A 17,438-nucleotide genomic window follows, 5' to 3' on the forward strand; every position below is an offset into this window, starting at 1 on the left:
AGGCGAGCGGCATCCGCCGTTCGCCTTATAATCTCATCAACTGCCGAAAGGCTTTCACCTTGCTGCGACTCACCGGCACCTGCGCATCCAAATCACGCAACTTCACCAAATAGGTATTGTTAAACCACGGCTCGATTTCACGAATCTTGCTCAGGTTGACGCAGTAAGAGCGATGACAGCGGAAGAACTGCTGTTCCGGCAAACGGCTGCAAAACTCACTGATCACCATCGACATCACATAGGCTTCGCGCCGCGTATACACAAATGTCAACTTCTCGTGCGCCTCAACGTAATAGATCTCGTTGATATCGGTGACGATAATGCGTTCATCTTTCACCAGATTGACGGTTTGTGGCGAGCTGGTGGCTGCGTTTTGTGGTTGCAACTGCTGTTGCGCGCTGGCTTCCAGTTTCTGCAGCATGGTCATGATGCGCGACTCATGATACGGCTTGAGAATGTAGTCAAACGCATCCAGCTCAAACGCTTCAACCGCATGCTCTTTCCACGCGGTGATAAACACAATCAGTGGCTTATGAGCAAACTGATTGATGTTTTGCGCCAGCAGCATGCCATCAAGCGAAGGAATGTTGATATCGAGGAAAATCACATCCACCCGATGGTTCTGCAGATATTTCAGCACTTCCAGCCCATCATCAAAGCAGGCCTCAACGCTGATTTGGCTATGTTGCTGAATCATCCAGCTTAACTCTTGCTGGGCGAGAAACTCGTCTTCAACGATGATGGCTTTCACGTGGCGGTTTCCGTGGTGGGGCGCAGCGGGGCAGGCAGCCGCTGGCCATTCTTGCTAAGCGTAAAGGCGATTTCCGTGCCGGGATGATGGCGGGTGATGACCAAGCCCTGGCCGGAGAGCAGCTTAACGCGATGATGCACATTCAGCAGACCAATTTTGTTGCCGGGCATCTCGTTTCGCGCCACGCGGCTCATCACATCATCGCTGATGCCATCACCGGTATCGCGCACCGCAACGCGCACCCGATCGCCTAAATCCTTCACGCTCAGCGTCACTACGCCTTTGCCGCGGCAAGGCTGAATGCCGTGCACAATCGCGTTCTCTACCAGCGGCTGAATCAGCAGGCTGGGCAGCGTGAAGTGCAGATCTTCATCCACGTCATAAATCATCGACAGCTTATCGCCGAAACGCGCCTGCTCAATCGCGATGTAATCCTTCACCTGCCACAACTCTTTCTTGATATCGATAAGCTCGTCATCGTTGAGTTCGAGGTTGTAACGCAGATAACGTGACAAATTGATCACCAACTGGCGCGCGGTGTCCGGATTAAGGCGAATCGAAGAGGAAATAGCATTCAGGGCGTTAAACAGGAAATGCGGGTTAATTTTGCTCTGCAGTGCGCGCAATTCTGCCTTGTTCGCCATCTCACGCAGCTGTTCAGCCCGCGAGACTTCCAGCTGGGTGGAGATGATTTGCGACAGCCCAATCGCCATCTCTTTCAGCGACCCGGTGATGCGATGCGCACGGCGATAATAGATTTTTAGCGTGCCTGTCACTTCCCCTTTTTCCCAAAGGGGAATAACCAGCATCGAGTGAATATCTTTGGTGCGATGTGCCTCGTCGTTGTTTTTAATAATAATTTTACCGCTGGCGATCGCCTGCGCGGTGGTCGGGCTGATGGCATCATCGCCGTTGTGATAGTTCTGCTCGCCGTAACCGACATAGGCGAGAATCTGTTTGTTATTGGTGATGGCGACCGCATCGGCGTGAATGTCGGTGCGGATGATATCGCACACTTTATGCAGCGACTGGCTATCAACCTGGCGAAACAGCGGCAATGTTTTGTTGGCGATCTCCAGCGCAAGCTTGGCCTGACGCGCCGCAATCGCCTCTTTTTCACCTTCGACGCTCTGCACCAGCAGCACGATTAAACCGATGCTCGATGCGCCCAAAATCATCGGCAGCGCAATCTCGGACACAATCGCCAGTCCCAGCGTCATTGGCTTGGCCCACAGCACAATCAGCAGCATGGTCAGGCTTTCGCACAACATGCCGCCAAGAATACCGGCGCGCCAGCGCTGCTCTTTATTCACCCGGCGATTAATCACGCCCGAAGCGATGCCAGCAATGATGCTGGTGATCAGGCAAGGCACCGCCGTGACGCCATCCATATCAATTAGATAGCGATGCAAACCGGCAATCACGCCGGTGGCGATGCCTACCCACGGACCAAACAGAATGCCGCCGGACATCACCGCAATCACGCGCACATTGAGCAGCGAGCCGTCGACGTTAATGCCTGACCAGGTGCTGAACAGCGCAAACAGCGAGAATATTGCCGTCACCACCAGTTTTTCTCGCACCGAATGCTCATCTTTTTGCAACAGCTGACGAAACACCCGCGTGCGCGTGAGGAAGAACAGACAGATCAGCATCAGCGCCGCGCGGTCAAAAACCGCCAGCAGCATGTCGAAGTGGGAAGGCAAGGGCATCTCTCAGGCAAGAAACGGGAGGCTATGATAAAAAATGTGGTCACGATCCGCCAGCCTCACGGCAATCTGCAGACCTTTCTCGTAGCCGGGATCAATTTTGAGCATGCCTGATCGCCATAAATGGCGTAATGCTCATCAGTTAAGACATGAAAACTCTTAATTACCGCGAGCACACATTGTAGCGGCGCAATTCATTGCGCGATAAATCGCGCCGCTACGGAATGTGCGATGATTTGATTAGGTGCTTAACTGATCGGCATTACGCCATAAATGGCGACCTCTGCAAAAAGAGGAAAACTTGAGTAACAAAAAGAGGATTAGCGAAAGCGTGCGCCGAACGCTGGTTGTCAATACGCCGGTTTGCTATGTTGCCGGATAAAAAGGGGAGCTTAGCCATGCAATTACTCACGCCACGTTTGTCCCTCAGTCGGCTTCAACCTGAAGACTGGCGGATTTTCAAAGCGGTACATCAGGACCGCACGACCATGACGTGGGTCAGTGAAATTCCGGATGAAAACGATATTCGTCAACGCTTTACTGAGCGTCTGGCGCCGTGGCAGGCGAGCAGTTTTCATATGCTGTGTCTGGTGGCGCGCATCCGGGAAACCGGCGAGCCGATTGGCCTGTTTGGCTGCAGCGCCGAGTGGCATCCTTATCGTCAGGCCGAAGTGGGTTACATGCTGCGCGCGGCGTTTACCGGAATGGGTTATGGCAGTGAAGCGCTCGACGCGCTGTGCCAGTTTTTGCTACAGGCAGAATTTCATAAGCTGAAAGCGATGGTGATTGAGGGGAATTGGCCGTCGCGCCGCATTCTTGAGAAGAATGGTTTCGTCCTTGAGGGTACGCTGCGGGATAATTATCTGCTAAACGACCAATGGGTAAGCGATTGGGTGTTTGGCCGCCTGAATCCGCAACATTAAAAAAATTTCCGTCTGCTCTCGACAATCTTGTTATCAGCGCGTTATGTTCTTGGTGCGGTCACCACAGTGACCCACGTCGCTCGGACGGTCCGGGCGCTTACGTAAACCAGAGGACATCATGGCTGATAACAGCACACCCCGTCGTTTCTCGCGTATTGAACGCCTTCCCCCGTATGTTTTTAACATTACCGCTGAATTGAAGATGGCTGCGCGTCGGCGCGGCGAAGACATCATCGATTTTTCGATGGGCAATCCGGATGGCCCCACGCCGCCGCACATCGTCGAAAAACTCTGCCAGGTGGCGCAGCGCGAAGACACGCACGGTTACTCAACCTCGAAAGGTATTCCCCGTTTGCGTCGCGCGATTTCGCGCTGGTACGCAGACCGTTATCAGGTAGAGATCGATCCAGAATCGGAAGCAATAGTCACCATCGGCTCCAAAGAGGGTTTGGCGCACTTGATGCTGGCCACGCTCGATCACGGCGACACCGTGCTGGTGCCGAACCCCAGCTATCCGATTCACATTTACGGCGCGGTCATTGCCGGCGCGCAGGTGCGTTCTGTTCCTTTGGTAGCGGGCGTTGATTTCTTCAACGAGCTGGAGCGGGCGATTCGCGAAAGCTACCCCAAACCGAAAATGATGATTCTCGGCTTCCCGTCGAACCCTACAGCGCAATGCGTTGAGCTCGACTTCTTTGAGCGCGTCATCGCGCTGGCGAAGCAGTACAACGTGCTGGTCATCCACGATCTCGCCTACGCTGATATCACCTACGATGGCTGGAAAGCGCCGTCGATTATGCAGGTGCCAGGCGCGCGTGATGTGGCGGTAGAATTCTTTACCCTGTCGAAAAGCTACAACATGGCGGGCTGGCGCATCGGCTTTATGGTCGGTAACAAAGAGCTGGTCTCCGCGCTGGCACGCATCAAAAGTTATCACGATTACGGCACCTTCACGCCACTGCAGGTCGCGGCGATTGCGGCGCTGGAAGGCGATCAACAGTGCGTGCGCGATATCGCTGAACAATACAAACGCCGCCGCGATGTGCTGGTGAAAGGCCTGCACGAAGCGGGCTGGATGGTCGATCTGCCGAAGGCGTCGATGTACGTCTGGGCGAAAATTCCCGATCACTACGCGCATCTTGGCTCACTGGAGTTCGCCAAATTACTGATGCAGGAAGCCAAAGTGTGCGTCTCGCCGGGCATCGGTTTCGGTGATTACGGTGATACCCACGTGCGTTTCGCGCTGATTGAAAACAGCGATCGTATTCGTCAGGCGGTGCGGGGGATTAAATCGATGTTCCGTGCCGATGGCATTTTGCCGGGAACGGTGAAAGCGCTGGAAGAAGAAGAGGAATAACCATTAAGTGGGGCGACTCAGCGTCGCCCCGCCTGGCGGCTCTACAGCATCAGTACAAAAGTACCGACCCAAAGCAACAGGAAGAAAGATATTCCCATCAAAGCGTATCTCACAAAACAACTCCTCTGAGCGGCTACCCGGCGGGCGATCCCAAACCCGCGTAACCCGAACAGAATAAGAGAAAGGTGGAGTTCATCATCGCTACACGCTTTCTTCTCAGGTCGCTCCAGGCAAGCCCGAAACAGGATCGAGGGCTAATTTACGCGGATTTGTCCCAAAAATAAATAGGCCACTTCTGAGATATTGCTCACATTTTCAGCGGGTCTCAATCTCCGGTATCGCCGACATTCCCACGCGCAGTTTTGCCAGATCCGGCTGGTTCTCATCGAGCACAATTTTCACCGGTAAACGCTGTACCACTTTGGTGTAATTGCCGGTGGCGTTGTCCGGCGAAATGGCGGAAAAGGTCGCGCCCGTCGCCGGAGCAATGCTGTCGACGCGGCCGCTAAATACCTTGCCTGGCAAGGCATCCACCTTCACGCTCACTTTCTGCCCTTGCTGCACATCCGCCAGCTGGGTTTCCAGATAATTAGCGGTGATATAGGTTTGCTGCAGCGGCACCACCGCCAGCAAACGCGTGCCTGCGCTAACGTAGGCGCCGAGGCGCACCGAACGCTGACCGACCATGCCATCCACCGGCGCCACAATCCGCGTGTAGGAAAGATTGAGCTGCGCCTGATCGACGCTGGCCTGCGCGGCAGCGACATCGGCAGCGGCCTGACGCACCGCAGCTTGTAGCACGCCAACTTGCTTGACGGCGGAAGCTAGCGCCGCTTCGCTCTGGCGGACGGTAGCCGAAGCGGATCGCTGCGTTGAGTTGGCTTTTTGCTGATCGTCTGCGGCGATGGTGCCACTTTTATACAGCTGGTTGTAACGCGCGGCGCTCTGTCCGGCGTACTGCGCGGAAGCCTGGCTCGCCGCTAACGTGGCCTTCGCCTGGTCGATAGTGGATTGCTGCTGTTCCAGCTGCGCCTGGCTACTCAAACGCTTCGCCTCGCTGACCTGCAAATTGGCCTGCGCGGTCTCTAACGCCACACGGAAATCGCGATCGTCGAGTGTCGCCAGCAGTTCGCCGGCCTTCACGCGCTGGTTGTCTTGCACGTTGACGCTGGCGATGTAGCCGGAAACTTTCGGTGCAACCAGCGTGTAATCGGCATTCACGTAGGCATCGGTGGTGCGGTGATCGTTGCCGGTCATTGATGACCAGACAAAAAAAGCCATCGCTAATAACACCAGTAATAAGGTGCTCAACAGCACCGTTCTCTTCAAAGCAAAAGCTTGCATATCAATTATCTCGACGTCGTCGTAACAGGTTGAATCAGTGTTTGTGGTGGCCACACGCGTTTTGGCAACCAGGCGGTTAACAGTAAAAGCAGGGCGGCGAAGGCAATCAGCATCTGGTAGCAATCACTCAGGCTCAGCACCATCGCCTGCTGTTTCAGCAAGGTGGCGAAGCCGCTGAGGTTTTCCGCGCTGCTGACGCTGCCGTCCGGCAGCAACGGCACGCTGCTGCTGGATTGTGCGCTGTTCGGCGCCGTCATCAGCCATGAACGGCTGGCGGCGCTATCGACCAGCACGTTGGAGTGGAATTTTTCACGGTGGCTGATAAACCATTCCACCAGCGTGCTGGCGGCGATGCTGGAGAAACCGCGCACCGTGTTGAACATCGCCGAGGCAAAGGGGCCTTCTGGTGGTGCAACCACGCTGGTGGCACTCATCAGCACCGGCAAAATCACCATGGGCTGGCCGAACGCCTGCAAAATCTGAATCAGCCAGAAATTCTGCCGCGCCCAATCGGTGGTGATGTGCATGCCCATCAGGCAGGACGTCACCAACAGCGCTACGCCCGCTGTCAACATCCAGCGGCAATCCACCCAGCGAATATTCAGCAGCGCGGCAACAAAAGGCGCGATCAGCAACTGCGGCAATCCGATGGTCAACGCCAGCGGGGCGAACTGCAGCGTGCGGAAGCCTTGCACCTGCGCCAGATAGGCCGACGGCAGCGCCGAACCTGACAGCGACAGAATCAGCACGCCCGCCAGCACCAGCAAGCCGTGCGCGAGATTGCGCCGCCCCAGCATCTGCAATTTGAACAGCGGCAGCGGATGAAACCATTCATTAATAAAGAACACAGTCAGCAACGCCAGCGCGCTGAATAATAGGCCGCAAAATAACGGCGATTCGAGCCAGTCGAGTCGCTCGCCCTGCGTCAGCGCCAGGATCAGCAGCGCCATACCCGAACAGCCGGTTAGCATGCCAAACAGATCGATCTGTTTAAAACGCTCAAGGCGCAGCGGATCCTGCGGCAAACCCCAGCTAATCAGCAGCATGGCAATCAGCATGGCGGGCACCACTTGCCAGAAGACAAACAGCCAGCTGACGTCATCGGTCCAGAACGCCGCCAGCGAAGCGGCCATATTCGGACCGAAGGTGGCGGTCAGCGCATATCCGGCTAAACCGTATAATTTGATCGGCGGCGGCAGAAAGCGCAGCGCAACGGTCATCAGCATTGGCGGCAGCGCGCCGCCAAATAACCCCTGCACCACGCGCAAGGCGATAAACAGCGTGGCGTTAGGCATCAGCGGCAGCAGCAGACCGCTTAGCATAAAACCAGCGGAGACGGTGAGCGCAAAGCGGCGCAGCGAAAAGGTGACGGCGAACCAGGGCGCAATCATCATTGCCGCAACTTCAGCGGCCTGATACGCGGAGATGATCCAGCTGCCTTGATCGAAACTGATGCCGATGGCAGCGCGGATATCGGCTAACGCGATATCGGTGACGCGATCGTTTAATCCTGATGTGAGCGCGGCAATCAGCACGCCAACCAATCCCAGCGCCAGGCGCAGAGTAAACGGATGGGGGGCCGGAGCCGCAATGGGCTGGGCGTTCATAGCAGGCTTCTCGTTATAGTGTTGATGCAGTGTATTGCGATGTGATACAGATGGCATCTTACATATCGATATGCTGTATTGCAATGTGATACAGGGTGTAAAAGTGCGATCATTCGCGTTAAAGTAGGGCAGGCCAAAAAGGAACGCATCATGGTTGAACTTCCCTCAAGCCGTGAGGATGAAAAAGCGGGTGGCATTCAGGTCATCGCGCGTGCGGCAAAAATTCTGAACGCGCTGGGTGAGCATCCCGGCGGCATGAGTTTGGGTGAAATTGCGCAGGTGGTTGATCTGCCGCGCTCGACGGTGCAGCGCATTATTGGTGCGCTGGACAGCGCACAGCTGGTGCGCAGCAGCGGTGCCGGCGGGTTACGTCTTGGTCCGGCGCTGCTCAAGCTGATCTCCAGCGTGCACAGCGACGTGGTGGAAATCGTGCGTCCATTCCTCGAACAACTCTCTGCAGAGATTAATGAAACGGTATCGCTGGCGCGGGCCAGCGGCACGCAGCTGGCTATCGTGCATTATGTGGTGGCCTCGCGCGAACTGCGCGTGGTGCCGCGCATCGGGCTGAATCTGCCGCTTTACAGCACATCGGGCGGCCGCGCGTTGCTGGCGCTGGAGAGCGATGAAGATGTGCGCGTGATGGTGGGCGAAGCCTATAAAGAGTTAACCGAGATGACGGTGAAAACGCTGCCGCAATTGCTGGAGCTGATTGCCGAGGTACGCGCCAGCGGATTGGCGATTGATCGCGGTGAGACGCTGGAGGGCATTTCGACCATGGCGGTCGCCATTGATACGCTGTTTGGCCGCTTCTCCATCTCATTACTGGTGCCGACCGCGCGTTTTCATAAGCAGGAAGCGCATTATCGTGAGCAAATCATCAAGTGCAAAGACGCCTTGATTCGTGAAATTGGCAAAATGACCGCTGTGGAAGGATAACCAACTGATGAAAACCTTGCTGATGGCCATCGATAACTCTCCGGTGGCGGAAAAAGTGATTGCGTTGACCATTGAACAAGCGCTGGCGCATCAGGCACAGGTCACGGTGCTGTGCTGCGTTGATCCCGCTTACTCCTCCTGCAATCAACCGATAGAGATTGATGCCGGTGAAGATCCGGATGATTTTGTGGCAGCGAAAGATGAGCAGAACACCGCCGAAATGGTGGTGCGTCACGCGCTGGCGCCGCTTTTGCGCGCGGGCGTGGCGGCAAAGGGTTTGATTTTGGCGGGGGAAGCGGCGGAAACCATTGTGGCGCAATCCACACTTTTGCATGCCAGCATGATCATCATGGGACGCCGTCATCTGTCGCCGTTTAATCGTCTGCTGAAAGGTTCGGTCAGCGCTGCGGTAATTGAACGCGCCAATTGCCCCGTTTTAATTGATGTGCGTAAGGATTAACCCCGCTCGATGCTCTCGCTTTTTCCGATTACGCTAGCGGCGTTCGCGCTGCTGGCGATCATTATTATTCTGCTGGTGCGCACCACCTCGCTGCGACAGTGGCAAGGCGTGCTGTTATTTATCTTGCCGCTAATACTGGCGAATTTACTGTGGTTCAGCTGGCTTCATCCACGTCAGGAGCGGCAGGCGCTGATGGAAGAGGTCGCAACCCAACTCAGCCTTGCGCCCGGTTATCGTCTGCTAAAAATTCAGGAACCCGCATTGTGGCAGTTGCTTAATCGCGAGCTGCTGCATAAACGGCTGGAAGGTGTTCCCGCCAATCAGGCGCTGGGGGATATGCGCGGCTGGTTGATGGATCTGGTTAATCAGCGTCTGACGCGCGCCAGCGATGCGGCGATCATTGATTACATCCGCGTCTCGGTCGAGGAGATGCAGGCGTTGCAGCAGCAGGAACCGCAGCGCTGCTTTCGTTTCCTCTATCCGCAGGTGAATGGCGGCGTCAATTTGCAACAGGTGCTGTCACCGGAACTGAATCAGCGCGATGCGCAAGCACTCGAAACGCTGCTGCAGCAAAGTACCGGCAATGAACAGCCGCTGGATCAGGCTGCGGCGCAGCGCGATTTACAAAGCGTGGTGGAAAAACTGTATGGCAAGTGGGGCGATAGGCTGCAACAGCTGAATATGCCAGCGGATACCGCGGTTGATCGCGGCGCAATGTGCGCGATGTCGATTGATCTCTACAGCGGCATTCTCGCATTGCCTGACAAACAAGCGGCCAATCTTTTACGTAAGATGGTCAGCCTTACCGGTTAGCAGGCAAAAAAAAAAGCCCGCTCAGCGCGGGCATGAAGGTCATTATCAGTATGTTTATTATTAATTCACCTGGTGTGGTGCAGACTTCGTTTTGTCTGAACAGATAATCGCACCCTTACCTTGATAAGTGAAACCGTTTGGTTTTATCGATTTGATTGGCGAAAGCTTCACTAATCCCGGACATTTCGCGCTTTATTCCTATAGATAAGCGCGGCGTTGCCTTTTAGACTGCAACGCTCAAGAGGAAACCCTAATGAAAAAAATGCTTATTAGCGCATTGGCGCTTTTTATGTTGGCGGGTTGTAGCGTCAGCAAACCAGGAGGATTTGAGCGTGTTGATGAAGATACCAGCTCAAATACCGTGCAGTATCGTTACGATCCGCACACGCTGAATAAAGACGCAATGGAGATCGACCTTGCTAATTATTGCAGTCAGCGTGGATTTGATAAGGTGGAATCACTGCCGTCGCAAAATAGCCATTTGCCCGGACTAAAGAAAGCCTGGTATCAATGTAATTACGCGGTAAAAAGCTAAAAAAATAGGGCGGGATAATTTCCCGCCCTTTTTATTTTCTTATTATTTGCTGTGTGTGCTTTGCCCAACTATCTGCGGTGTCCATAACCGCCGTGCCCATGATGCCAGCCGCCGCCACCACCATGATGGCCCCAGCCTGGGCCGCCGCCTCCACGATGATGATCGATAATACAGCCACTCAACATCGTCATAATGGCTACAACCGATGCAAGCTTAATCACTTTCTTCATGGAGAGTCCTCCTCTGTTCCAATGACGCCAGATTACAGGGGAATAGTGGAGTGAAGATGCAGGAAATGTAGAGTTATTACGGAATGTATTACGGAGTGTGTCAATTAAATGCTAAAAAAGTCGCGGGGTAAAATAAACCAATCGGAATAAGCTGAATGCCTGATAATAATAACGAGATTACTCCGAAAGGCAAGGCTTAATAATAGTGGTTCTCAATTAACGTTTTATTGTGGAATAATTGTGGAGAAATTGGATGCCGCGTATTAATGCGGCATCCCAGCGAACTTAATTATGCAGTAAAGGTTCTGCCACGTTTTGGCGATTTGGCAGACGGATGCTCAGCGACAACACCAGCGAAATCACCAGCAAGGTCATAATCAGGCTGAAGGTGACGGTGAAGCCGCCAAAGGCAGAAGCCACCAGCGAACCCAGCACGCTGCCGATACCGAAGCCCAGGTAAATCAGACCATAGTTTTTGGTCAGGTTGTTCAGGCCAAAGAAATCGCTGACCAGCGATGGGAACACGGTAATGGTGCCGCCGAAGCTGAAGGCCACGCAAGCTAAGGAGAGGAAGAAGGTCGATTCACTCATATGGGTGAATAGCAAAATGCTCATGCCCACCAGCGAGACGATTTGCGCCAGCGTAATCACGCGGATGCGCGCCATTTTATCCGAGAGCACGCCAAGAATCAGACGGCCGCTGAGGTTGGCAATTGCAATCACCGTGACCGCATTGGCGGCGGTTTGCGCGCTCAGATGCACCATGCCTTCACCGATATCTTTCGCCACGCCAATCACGTACAGGCCGCTCATGCAGGCAGTGAGGAACATCAGCGCCAGCATCCAGTACTGCGGTAAACGCACCGATTGCGCCAGCGTGTAATCTTTGGCTTCCAGCTGCGTATTACTTCTGTTCTTCTGCATCGGTGCGTCACGCATCAGCAACGCGCCGACAATGATCATGCTCATCGCCAGCACGCCCCAGATCATGAAGGTATTCTCCAGACCTTGTGCGCTCAGCAGTGCGCCGCAGATGAATTTAAAGCCGAGGCTACCCAAACCATACGCACCAATCGAGCAGGCGGAAATGAGCCCTTTGCGCTCCGGGAACCACTTCACGCAGTTAGAGAGCGTCATCAGATAACCGGCGCCATCGGCCAATCCCACTAGAATCCCCGCGCTGAGGTAGAGCATCATCAGATTATCGGCATGCGCGGTCAGCCAGAAACCTACCGCCATCAGCATGCCCGCACCGATGGTGACGTTGCGCACGCCAAAGCGCTCCTGCAATTTCCCGGCAAGCGATGACGCAATCGCCAGGCCAAGACTGAGTAAACCGAACGAGAAAGCCACTTCACTGATCGGCGCATTCAGCTTATTTGCCAGCGGGCCGTTAAACAGGCTCCAGGTATAAACCGAGCCCAAAGCGAACTGGGTGATAATAGTGCCGATAAGGGTGAGCATGCGGGTACGTTGGTCATTCGCGGGGGTTGCTGTTGTCATTTTTATCTCTCACTCGAGAAAGCGGAATCTGTGGAGATAATAAATTGCTCTCGCGCGTGCGGGGGATGCAGAGGCGTGAATGAACCGGATGGTGGAACGAAATGCAGTAAAGCGGGTATGAATGGCATTGTGATGACAGTAAGTGATGTCATTTAAGCCCTAGCGGTTGCTACGGGTAACCATCTGTAAGTGTTTGTATCGATCGCGCCATATCGCCTGCAAAGTTGTGGATGTTTGCCAGGCTTAGAATTCATTCAAAAGGAGGAAATATGAAAGACCGAACATATGAATCCGCGTCAAATGAGGATGAGGTTTGCTGCATTATCGGTCAGGCGGTGATCGAGTTAAGCGATGAGCATCAACCAGTGAATAAATCCACGTTGTCGTTGAAATTACTGGCAATGGCCGACCGCGACAAAGATGATGAACGCGTCCTGCTTTACTGGATTGCCAGAAAAGCCATAACTAAACCTCACCAGCTCAATATCGGCGTTCAGGGCTGGCGCTAGAGGAACAAAAGAGCGGGCGCAATGCCCGCTCTCGTTATTTATGCAGTCCGTAATCGGCCCATCGTCGGCCAGCGTACAAACATCACCATGTTCCCCGCCAGAATCATCACCAATCCGACAATCGCATTACTGTGCCAGTGATAACCTTCGTAAAGCGTGGAGAGCGTTAGCGCCACCAGCGGGAACAGCAAAGTACTGTAAGCGGCCTGACTGGCACCAATACGGCCCACCAGCGTGAAGTAGGCCCCAAATCCCACGACCGAACCAAATATTGCCAGGTAGCTCATCGCGCCTAACCACTGCATATTCAGCGCTGGCGCCAGCGAATCGCCGTTAATTAATGCCAGTGCGGCCATCACCAAAGCGCCATACAGCATCGCGTAGCTATTGGTGGTCAACACATCACGCTGACGGCGTTGATGGCGCAGCGAAATCATATTGCCGAAGGAGAAGCCCAGCGTGCCAAGCGCGCTGAGGCCCACGCCCCACAGCAACTGTGGAGCCGGATGCGCCGCCTGAATATCATTCCAGAACAGTGCGACAATACCGCCCAGGCCAAGCACCGCCGCTGGCAACAGGCGAAACGATGGGCGCTGACGGAAGAAGATCCAGCCGTTAAGCGCGTTATACAGCACGGCCATCGAGAATATCACCGACTCAAGTCCGCTGCTGATCCACGCGGCAGCATGATAGAAGCAGACAAAGTTGAAGCCAAACACGCAGCAGCCCTGCAGCAGACAAAGCAGATGATCGCGCTTATCCAGCGTTCGCAGCCGACGCAGCAGTTTGAGGATCACCAGCATCACCAGTGATGCCAGTAAGAAACGCCAAAATACCGCCACCAAAACGGGCGTATCGCCCGCTTCCTGCTGCAGGAAAATGGCAATCCAGGTGGTTCCCCAAATCATCACCACGGCAAGGTATAACATTACATTCATAGCGCACTCTCCGACATAATCTGGCCCGCAGTGTGGCGTGAAAAGCAACCTGCGGCTTGCACGTTTTTGCGCGGCAATTGCAAAATCTTGCGCTTTTTACTTCTGTGTCCGGCTGTGACCTATTTTCTGTCTGCGGAGATCCGTACACTGGGCGCTCATGAACTTCGAGTGATATGAACCATGGCCGATTACCAGACCTTCAACATGCTGCAGCGCCACAAAGCGCAGCTGCGCGACAGTGTGCAGTTGTCGAGCGGCATTAAGCTGGCGGCCTGGTTTAACAGCGGCGATCGCGTCACCAATCTTAGCGATCATCATACGCTGAGCCTGTATACCGCAGACGGCTATGAAACCTGGCATAAAACCCAAAACGGCTGGCGCAACGGCGGCGGCCCGGATCGCTTTTGCCTGATGCCCAGCGGGGTAGAATCGGTGTGGGATATTCGCGCCGATTTGTCGTTTGTGCATCTCTATTGCACCGACGAACATCTGCGGCATTTGGGCGAGCAGATTTGGGATCGGAGTCCGTCGCAGCTCAATCTGCATGAAAAGATCTTCGCGGCGGACGATCGCATCACCCAACTTTATCGCCACTTCTTGCTGAGCACCGACTGGCAACAGCCGGCGAATCAATTGATGCTCAGCAGCGCATCAACGTTGCTGATGACGCATCTGCTGCAACGCTACAGCGATGTGCAATGGCAAGCGCCGCAGGTGCGTGGCGGACTGGCGCCCGCCGTGTTGCGGCGAGTCATGGCGTATATTGATGCGCAGCTCGATCAGCCATTAACGCTGGCGCAACTGGCAGCTGAAGCGGCGCTGAGCGAATACCATTTTGCCCGCATGTTCCGCAGCAGCGTTGGCGAGGCCCCGCATCAATATGTGATGCGTCGCCGTATGGATGCTGCGCTGCAGCTGCTGAAATTCAGCCGTTTAACGCTAACAGAAATCGCATTGCGCTGCGGTTTTCACTCCTCGAGTCACTTCAGTAACCGCTTCCGTCAGCTGCATGGCGTGACGCCATCGGCATGGCGCCAAGATCACGTCTGATTACGATCTCACTTTTAAAACGTTGTAATCGGCTGCAAGAACCCCTTTTTTTTTCTGAACACATCTCTCAATTAGGCATTCTCAAACTCAGTGAGGCATTTTTTCTATGGATTTTGGAGTAGGATGCTTTGCAGGAAATTTAATCTATCCCATTGATTAAAATAACAAGTTACGAGAAGCCATAATGATGGAAAAGCGCGTGTCAAAGCTGGAAGCGGATATTCATGAAATGAAAATGGATATCGCGGTGATCAAGTCGAATTACGTCACCAAGAGCGATCTTTATCAGGAGATCGGCAAAGTGCATCAGGATATTGGGAGAATTCATCAGGAGTTAAGTAAGCAGACAAAATGGATAGTCGCGGGGATGCTGAGTACCGCAGGTATGACGCTGGCACTGGCTCGCTGGTTGTTTTGAGTGAATAACTAATCAAGGAGTGAACATGGAAAAGCGCGTATCAAAGCTGGAAGCGGATATTCATGAAATGAAAACGGATATCGCGGTGATCAAATCGAACTACGCCACTAAAAGCGATCTTCATCAGGCGATAAATCAACAAACGAAATGGATTGTGGCGGGAATAATGAGCACCGCTAGACTGACACTTGCTCTGGCAAGATGGCTGTTTTAAGCGGGAGAACGATGAAAATCTGGTGTCCCCTGCAGACGTCTAATCCACCGCCTAAAAAGTTGCATCATATAGGTTTTTTCAGATTGGAAGAATTCTTTACCCAGCATTTTACCCGCCGCAGCCGGAAATGAGCTTGTTTTTGAACTCCAGGTGATCGCGATATTTCCAGCGAGAACGTCCGCTGATTTTAATAGGCTTGCAGAGGGTGCCGTCTTTTACACGGTCATAAATGTAGGTCTTGCCGAAACCAGTATCGGCCATGATAAATTTCAGGTCAACGAGCGTGTCTTCGCGCAATTCCATAATTGAATTCTCCAATGTCGGTATATAGCAACAACCCCAAACAATCAGAGCAAATGTGACCATGTAGCCACACTCACTCTTTAGGTGGTTTGCCGAGGATAAAAGCGATGATTACTGCAGCGAGAAGGCTGAAATCGATGATGACCTCAGCCGGGGTGATGTCTTCGCAGGTGGTGGTCATGCTGATGGCTTCAATATCGAGAATGCAGTTGCTGCCACTCGTGGAACCTGCCCATTTCCAAGGGCTTTAATTCTGTCCACCCCAAAGGCCACATCATCAGCCACTCGGCGTAGCTTGGGCAGATGTTCAGGCCAGGAATCTCCTCTCCGCCAGCCTCCAGATGCTGCCAGCCAAGATAATCCTCCAGATTGTGCCGATGCTCTCCCGTTCTCGCTCTGCACCAGGCTATCCCATGGCTTCCCATGCTTGCCCTTGGGGTAGGCAACAAGCCAGATTCGGTCGCGGTTATGGGGCGCTCCGCACTCTGATGCTGATACACAACACCATTCAGCATCAAACCCCATCGTGGCAATGTCACCGAGGACCATGGCAAGTCCTCTTCCCACAAGCAGAGGTGAGTTTTCCAGCAGTATGAATCGTGGTCGAACCTCACCGATGATTCTTGCCATTTGCTTCCAAAGTCCTGATCTGCCTCCTTCGATTCCAGCACCTTTTCCGGCAGAGCTGATGTCTTGGCAGGGAAATCCGCCAGATACGACGTCAGCAATTCCTCGCCATGGCTTGCCGTCAAAACTGCACACGTCAGACCAAATCGGGAAAGGTCGGAGAATTCGATCATTTTGTCGTTGCGCCAGAACCTGTGCGGCGTAGGCATCACGCTCAACGGCGCAAACTGTTCTCCATCCAAGGATGTGCCCGCCGAGTATTCCTCCGCCAGCGCCAGCGAATAAAGCCAACTCATTCATGACACCTCACTGTTTACTTCAGGCATAACAACTCCTCACGCAGAGCGCGATAAAGGTTAATGGGGTGGGGGATTACTTCGGTGTGATGTGACGAATGCTGCCTGACGTTAGCGCTTTATAGAGAAGTACAAGGTCGAATAGTCCGTGCGCGTGACCTAAAGCATTCTGAAGGTCTGCTATCGTCTCCTCACGCTTGCGCGTTGCTTCGGTTCGAACAGGGCGAATCTCCGCCACTTCTAATTGGCAAAGCGAATGCAGTCGATCACCTTCTAGAATGCGACATACAGCCGCGTTCTCGTCATGGCATAGCACGCGCACTTTTGTTCCCGCATCATGTATTGGTGGTGCAATCTCACATACGCACCCCAGCGGCGGCAATCCTTCTCCATTCCACTCAATACTCATGCCGCCCTCCGATGATTAGCCGCACGCTCAATGCGCTCATAATCATCTTTGCATTCAGGGCAGCAGAAGAAGACCTTATCCACTTTCTCTTCGCAGTAGTGACAGGCGCCGGTGAATGTCATGGTCGGGCGCTCTCTATTGGCAAGCGCTACCTCAATCATCTGCAGCTCAAGCTCTGCCGCTTCATCTGCGATATCACACATTTTCCGCCTCCTTAAATGCCTGCTTACACTGCAATGCTACGCGGTTAATGTGCTGTTCCATTGCCTGCAGTGACTGCACATCTGACAGCTGCACATCCAGATGAATCAGGCCCGTAATCGCCTGGCTGAGTTTTGGGTAGTAGCCGACGAGCGAGAGATATTCGCTGCCAGCGTTCTTGCCTTCCTTGACCGTCTTCTTCTCCTGAACGATGTACTGATACTGGTCAGCGGTCAGGACGTATTTGTCGCCGATATCGATTTGCATGGTATTTCTCCAGATTACAGGCAATAAAAAACCCCGCC

22 protein-coding genes are annotated in these 17,438 nt (G+C 53.9%); 10 read left to right on the forward strand and 12 right to left on the reverse strand.

What is annotated here, in order from left to right; genetic code table 11:
* Nucleotides 1-25: 25 nt before the first annotated feature.
* Complete coding sequence (locus tag IB226_RS01045) at nucleotides 26-751, reverse strand: LytTR family DNA-binding domain-containing protein (RefSeq protein WP_101763596.1); 726 nt, start codon at nucleotides 749-751, stop codon at nucleotides 26-28.
* Complete coding sequence (locus IB226_RS01050; protein ID WP_110866529.1) at nucleotides 748-2,439, reverse strand: sensor histidine kinase; 1,692 nt, start codon at nucleotides 2,437-2,439, stop codon at nucleotides 748-750. The genes IB226_RS01045 and IB226_RS01050 overlap by 4 nt, the downstream gene beginning before the upstream one ends.
* 419 nt (nucleotides 2,440-2,858) lie before the next feature.
* On the opposite strand from IB226_RS01050, the gene IB226_RS01055 reads away from it, so the two are divergent.
* Nucleotides 2,859-3,383 (forward strand): GNAT family N-acetyltransferase, encoded by a 525-nt coding sequence (locus IB226_RS01055; protein WP_137386234.1) that lies wholly within the window; start codon nucleotides 2,859-2,861, stop codon nucleotides 3,381-3,383.
* Between the two features lie 118 nt (nucleotides 3,384-3,501).
* Nucleotides 3,502-4,740, forward strand: coding sequence for an alanine transaminase (gene alaC / locus IB226_RS01060; protein ID WP_008101332.1), 1,239 nt, complete (start codon nucleotides 3,502-3,504; stop codon nucleotides 4,738-4,740).
* A gap of 41 nt (nucleotides 4,741-4,781) precedes the next feature.
* Here the strand turns inward: alaC and ypdK are convergent, their stop codons facing one another.
* The 3 genes from ypdK to IB226_RS01075 form a co-directional block, all read right to left on the reverse strand.
* Complete coding sequence (ypdK, locus tag IB226_RS01065; RefSeq protein ID WP_099686956.1) at nucleotides 4,782-4,853, reverse strand: membrane protein YpdK; 72 nt, start codon at nucleotides 4,851-4,853, stop codon at nucleotides 4,782-4,784.
* Nucleotides 4,854-5,055: 202 nt separating this feature from the next.
* Nucleotides 5,056-6,084, reverse strand: a complete 1,029-nt coding sequence (locus IB226_RS01070; protein WP_192233105.1) for an HlyD family secretion protein — start codon at nucleotides 6,082-6,084, stop codon at nucleotides 5,056-5,058.
* A gap of 5 nt (nucleotides 6,085-6,089) precedes the next feature.
* Nucleotides 6,090-7,691: an MFS transporter gene (locus IB226_RS01075; RefSeq protein WP_110866532.1), complete on the reverse strand. Its 1,602-nt coding sequence runs from the start codon at nucleotides 7,689-7,691 to the stop codon at nucleotides 6,090-6,092.
* 150 nt (nucleotides 7,692-7,841) lie between these two features.
* Here IB226_RS01075 and IB226_RS01080 point away from each other — a divergent pair, with 150 nt between their 5' ends.
* From IB226_RS01080 to IB226_RS01095, 4 genes are all read left to right on the forward strand, one after another.
* On the forward strand, nucleotides 7,842-8,627 hold the full coding sequence (locus IB226_RS01080; protein WP_008101326.1) for an IclR family transcriptional regulator: 786 nt from the start codon (nucleotides 7,842-7,844) through the stop codon (nucleotides 8,625-8,627).
* A 7-nt stretch (nucleotides 8,628-8,634) separates the two neighbouring features.
* Complete coding sequence (locus IB226_RS01085; RefSeq protein ID WP_101763602.1) at nucleotides 8,635-9,087, forward strand: universal stress protein; 453 nt, start codon at nucleotides 8,635-8,637, stop codon at nucleotides 9,085-9,087.
* Between the two features lie 9 nt (nucleotides 9,088-9,096).
* A complete protein-coding gene (locus IB226_RS01090) occupies nucleotides 9,097-9,900 on the forward strand; it encodes a hypothetical protein (RefSeq protein ID WP_192233107.1) in 804 nt (267 codons plus the stop codon).
* A 253-nt stretch (nucleotides 9,901-10,153) separates the two neighbouring features.
* On the forward strand, nucleotides 10,154-10,435 hold the full coding sequence (locus tag IB226_RS01095; protein WP_008101319.1) for a membrane lipoprotein lipid attachment site-containing protein: 282 nt from the start codon (nucleotides 10,154-10,156) through the stop codon (nucleotides 10,433-10,435).
* Between the two features lie 515 nt (nucleotides 10,436-10,950).
* Here the strand turns inward: IB226_RS01095 and IB226_RS01100 are convergent.
* The gene (locus tag IB226_RS01100) at nucleotides 10,951-12,168 is read right to left on the reverse strand and encodes an MFS transporter (RefSeq protein ID WP_192233109.1); all 1,218 of its coding nucleotides are present in this window, start codon (nucleotides 12,166-12,168) and stop codon (nucleotides 10,951-10,953) included.
* A 269-nt stretch (nucleotides 12,169-12,437) separates the two neighbouring features.
* On the opposite strand from IB226_RS01100, the gene IB226_RS01105 reads away from it, so the two are divergent.
* Nucleotides 12,438-12,677: a hypothetical protein gene (locus IB226_RS01105; RefSeq protein WP_008101313.1), complete on the forward strand. Its 240-nt coding sequence runs from the start codon at nucleotides 12,438-12,440 to the stop codon at nucleotides 12,675-12,677.
* Nucleotides 12,678-12,715: 38 nt separating this feature from the next.
* On the opposite strand, the gene IB226_RS01110 is transcribed toward IB226_RS01105, so the two are convergent.
* Nucleotides 12,716-13,615 carry a DMT family transporter gene (locus tag IB226_RS01110; RefSeq protein ID WP_192233111.1) on the reverse strand — a complete coding sequence of 300 codons (900 nt, stop codon included), beginning with the start codon at nucleotides 13,613-13,615 and terminating at the stop codon, nucleotides 12,716-12,718.
* Nucleotides 13,616-13,795: 180 nt separating this feature from the next.
* Between IB226_RS01110 and IB226_RS01115 the strand changes: the two genes are divergently transcribed.
* From IB226_RS01115 to IB226_RS01125, 3 genes are all read left to right on the forward strand, one after another.
* Nucleotides 13,796-14,665, forward strand: a complete 870-nt coding sequence (locus tag IB226_RS01115) for an AraC family transcriptional regulator (RefSeq protein ID WP_101763606.1) — start codon at nucleotides 13,796-13,798, stop codon at nucleotides 14,663-14,665.
* Nucleotides 14,666-14,849: 184 nt separating this feature from the next.
* On the forward strand, nucleotides 14,850-15,083 hold the full coding sequence (locus IB226_RS01120) for a hypothetical protein (protein WP_225608133.1): 234 nt from the start codon (nucleotides 14,850-14,852) through the stop codon (nucleotides 15,081-15,083).
* A gap of 25 nt (nucleotides 15,084-15,108) precedes the next feature.
* Nucleotides 15,109-15,297: a hypothetical protein gene (locus tag IB226_RS01125; protein ID WP_192233113.1), complete on the forward strand. Its 189-nt coding sequence runs from the start codon at nucleotides 15,109-15,111 to the stop codon at nucleotides 15,295-15,297.
* Between the two features lie 108 nt (nucleotides 15,298-15,405).
* Here IB226_RS01125 and IB226_RS01130 read toward each other — a convergent pair whose 3' ends face one another.
* The 5 genes from IB226_RS01130 to IB226_RS01150 form a co-directional block, all read right to left on the reverse strand.
* The gene (locus tag IB226_RS01130; protein ID WP_064739444.1) at nucleotides 15,406-15,600 is read right to left on the reverse strand and encodes an AlpA family transcriptional regulator; all 195 of its coding nucleotides are present in this window, start codon (nucleotides 15,598-15,600) and stop codon (nucleotides 15,406-15,408) included.
* A gap of 177 nt (nucleotides 15,601-15,777) precedes the next feature.
* Nucleotides 15,778-16,527, reverse strand: coding sequence for a DNA cytosine methyltransferase (locus tag IB226_RS01135; protein WP_192233115.1), 750 nt, complete (start codon nucleotides 16,525-16,527; stop codon nucleotides 15,778-15,780).
* 72 nt (nucleotides 16,528-16,599) lie between these two features.
* Nucleotides 16,600-16,932: a hypothetical protein gene (locus tag IB226_RS01140; RefSeq protein ID WP_192233117.1), complete on the reverse strand. Its 333-nt coding sequence runs from the start codon at nucleotides 16,930-16,932 to the stop codon at nucleotides 16,600-16,602.
* The gene (locus IB226_RS01145; RefSeq protein ID WP_192233119.1) at nucleotides 16,929-17,135 is read right to left on the reverse strand and encodes a hypothetical protein; all 207 of its coding nucleotides are present in this window, start codon (nucleotides 17,133-17,135) and stop codon (nucleotides 16,929-16,931) included. Before IB226_RS01145 ends, IB226_RS01140 begins: the two co-directional genes overlap by 4 nt.
* On the reverse strand, nucleotides 17,128-17,400 hold the full coding sequence (locus IB226_RS01150; RefSeq protein WP_192233121.1) for a DUF5405 family protein: 273 nt from the start codon (nucleotides 17,398-17,400) through the stop codon (nucleotides 17,128-17,130). The genes IB226_RS01145 and IB226_RS01150 overlap by 8 nt, the downstream gene beginning before the upstream one ends.
* Nucleotides 17,401-17,438: the final 38 nt, after the last annotated feature.

It is taken from the genome of Pantoea sp. PNT03, from assembly GCF_014852515.1.
GTDB classification, from domain to species: Bacteria; Pseudomonadota; Gammaproteobacteria; order Enterobacterales; family Enterobacteriaceae; genus Pantoea; species Pantoea leporis.

Coding starts and splice junctions, on each gene's coding strand:
- IB226_RS01050 (WP_110866529.1), bottom strand. CDS start 2,439: ATGCTGCTGGCGGTTTTTGACCGCGCGGCGCTGATGCTGATCTGTCTG.
- IB226_RS01055 (WP_137386234.1), top strand. CDS start 2,859: ATGCAATTACTCACGCCACGTTTGTCCCTCAGTCGGCTTCAACCTGAA.
- alaC (WP_008101332.1), top strand. CDS start 3,502: ATGGCTGATAACAGCACACCCCGTCGTTTCTCGCGTATTGAACGCCTT.
- IB226_RS01070 (WP_192233105.1), bottom strand. CDS start 6,084: ATGCAAGCTTTTGCTTTGAAGAGAACGGTGCTGTTGAGCACCTTATTA.
- IB226_RS01075 (WP_110866532.1), bottom strand. CDS start 7,691: ATGAACGCCCAGCCCATTGCGGCTCCGGCCCCCCATCCGTTTACTCTG.
- IB226_RS01080 (WP_008101326.1), top strand. CDS start 7,842: ATGGTTGAACTTCCCTCAAGCCGTGAGGATGAAAAAGCGGGTGGCATT.
- IB226_RS01085 (WP_101763602.1), top strand. CDS start 8,635: ATGAAAACCTTGCTGATGGCCATCGATAACTCTCCGGTGGCGGAAAAA.
- IB226_RS01090 (WP_192233107.1), top strand. CDS start 9,097: ATGCTCTCGCTTTTTCCGATTACGCTAGCGGCGTTCGCGCTGCTGGCG.
- IB226_RS01095 (WP_008101319.1), top strand. CDS start 10,154: ATGAAAAAAATGCTTATTAGCGCATTGGCGCTTTTTATGTTGGCGGGT.
- IB226_RS01100 (WP_192233109.1), bottom strand. CDS start 12,168: ATGACAACAGCAACCCCCGCGAATGACCAACGTACCCGCATGCTCACC.
- IB226_RS01105 (WP_008101313.1), top strand. CDS start 12,438: ATGAAAGACCGAACATATGAATCCGCGTCAAATGAGGATGAGGTTTGC.
- IB226_RS01110 (WP_192233111.1), bottom strand. CDS start 13,615: ATGAATGTAATGTTATACCTTGCCGTGGTGATGATTTGGGGAACCACC.
- IB226_RS01115 (WP_101763606.1), top strand. CDS start 13,796: ATGGCCGATTACCAGACCTTCAACATGCTGCAGCGCCACAAAGCGCAG.
- IB226_RS01120 (WP_225608133.1), top strand. CDS start 14,850: ATGATGGAAAAGCGCGTGTCAAAGCTGGAAGCGGATATTCATGAAATG.
- IB226_RS01125 (WP_192233113.1), top strand. CDS start 15,109: ATGGAAAAGCGCGTATCAAAGCTGGAAGCGGATATTCATGAAATGAAA.
- IB226_RS01130 (WP_064739444.1), bottom strand. CDS start 15,600: ATGGAATTGCGCGAAGACACGCTCGTTGACCTGAAATTTATCATGGCC.
- IB226_RS01135 (WP_192233115.1), bottom strand. CDS start 16,527: ATGAATGAGTTGGCTTTATTCGCTGGCGCTGGCGGAGGAATACTCGGC.
- IB226_RS01140 (WP_192233117.1), bottom strand. CDS start 16,932: ATGAGTATTGAGTGGAATGGAGAAGGATTGCCGCCGCTGGGGTGCGTA.
- IB226_RS01145 (WP_192233119.1), bottom strand. CDS start 17,135: ATGTGTGATATCGCAGATGAAGCGGCAGAGCTTGAGCTGCAGATGATT.
- IB226_RS01150 (WP_192233121.1), bottom strand. CDS start 17,400: ATGCAAATCGATATCGGCGACAAATACGTCCTGACCGCTGACCAGTAT.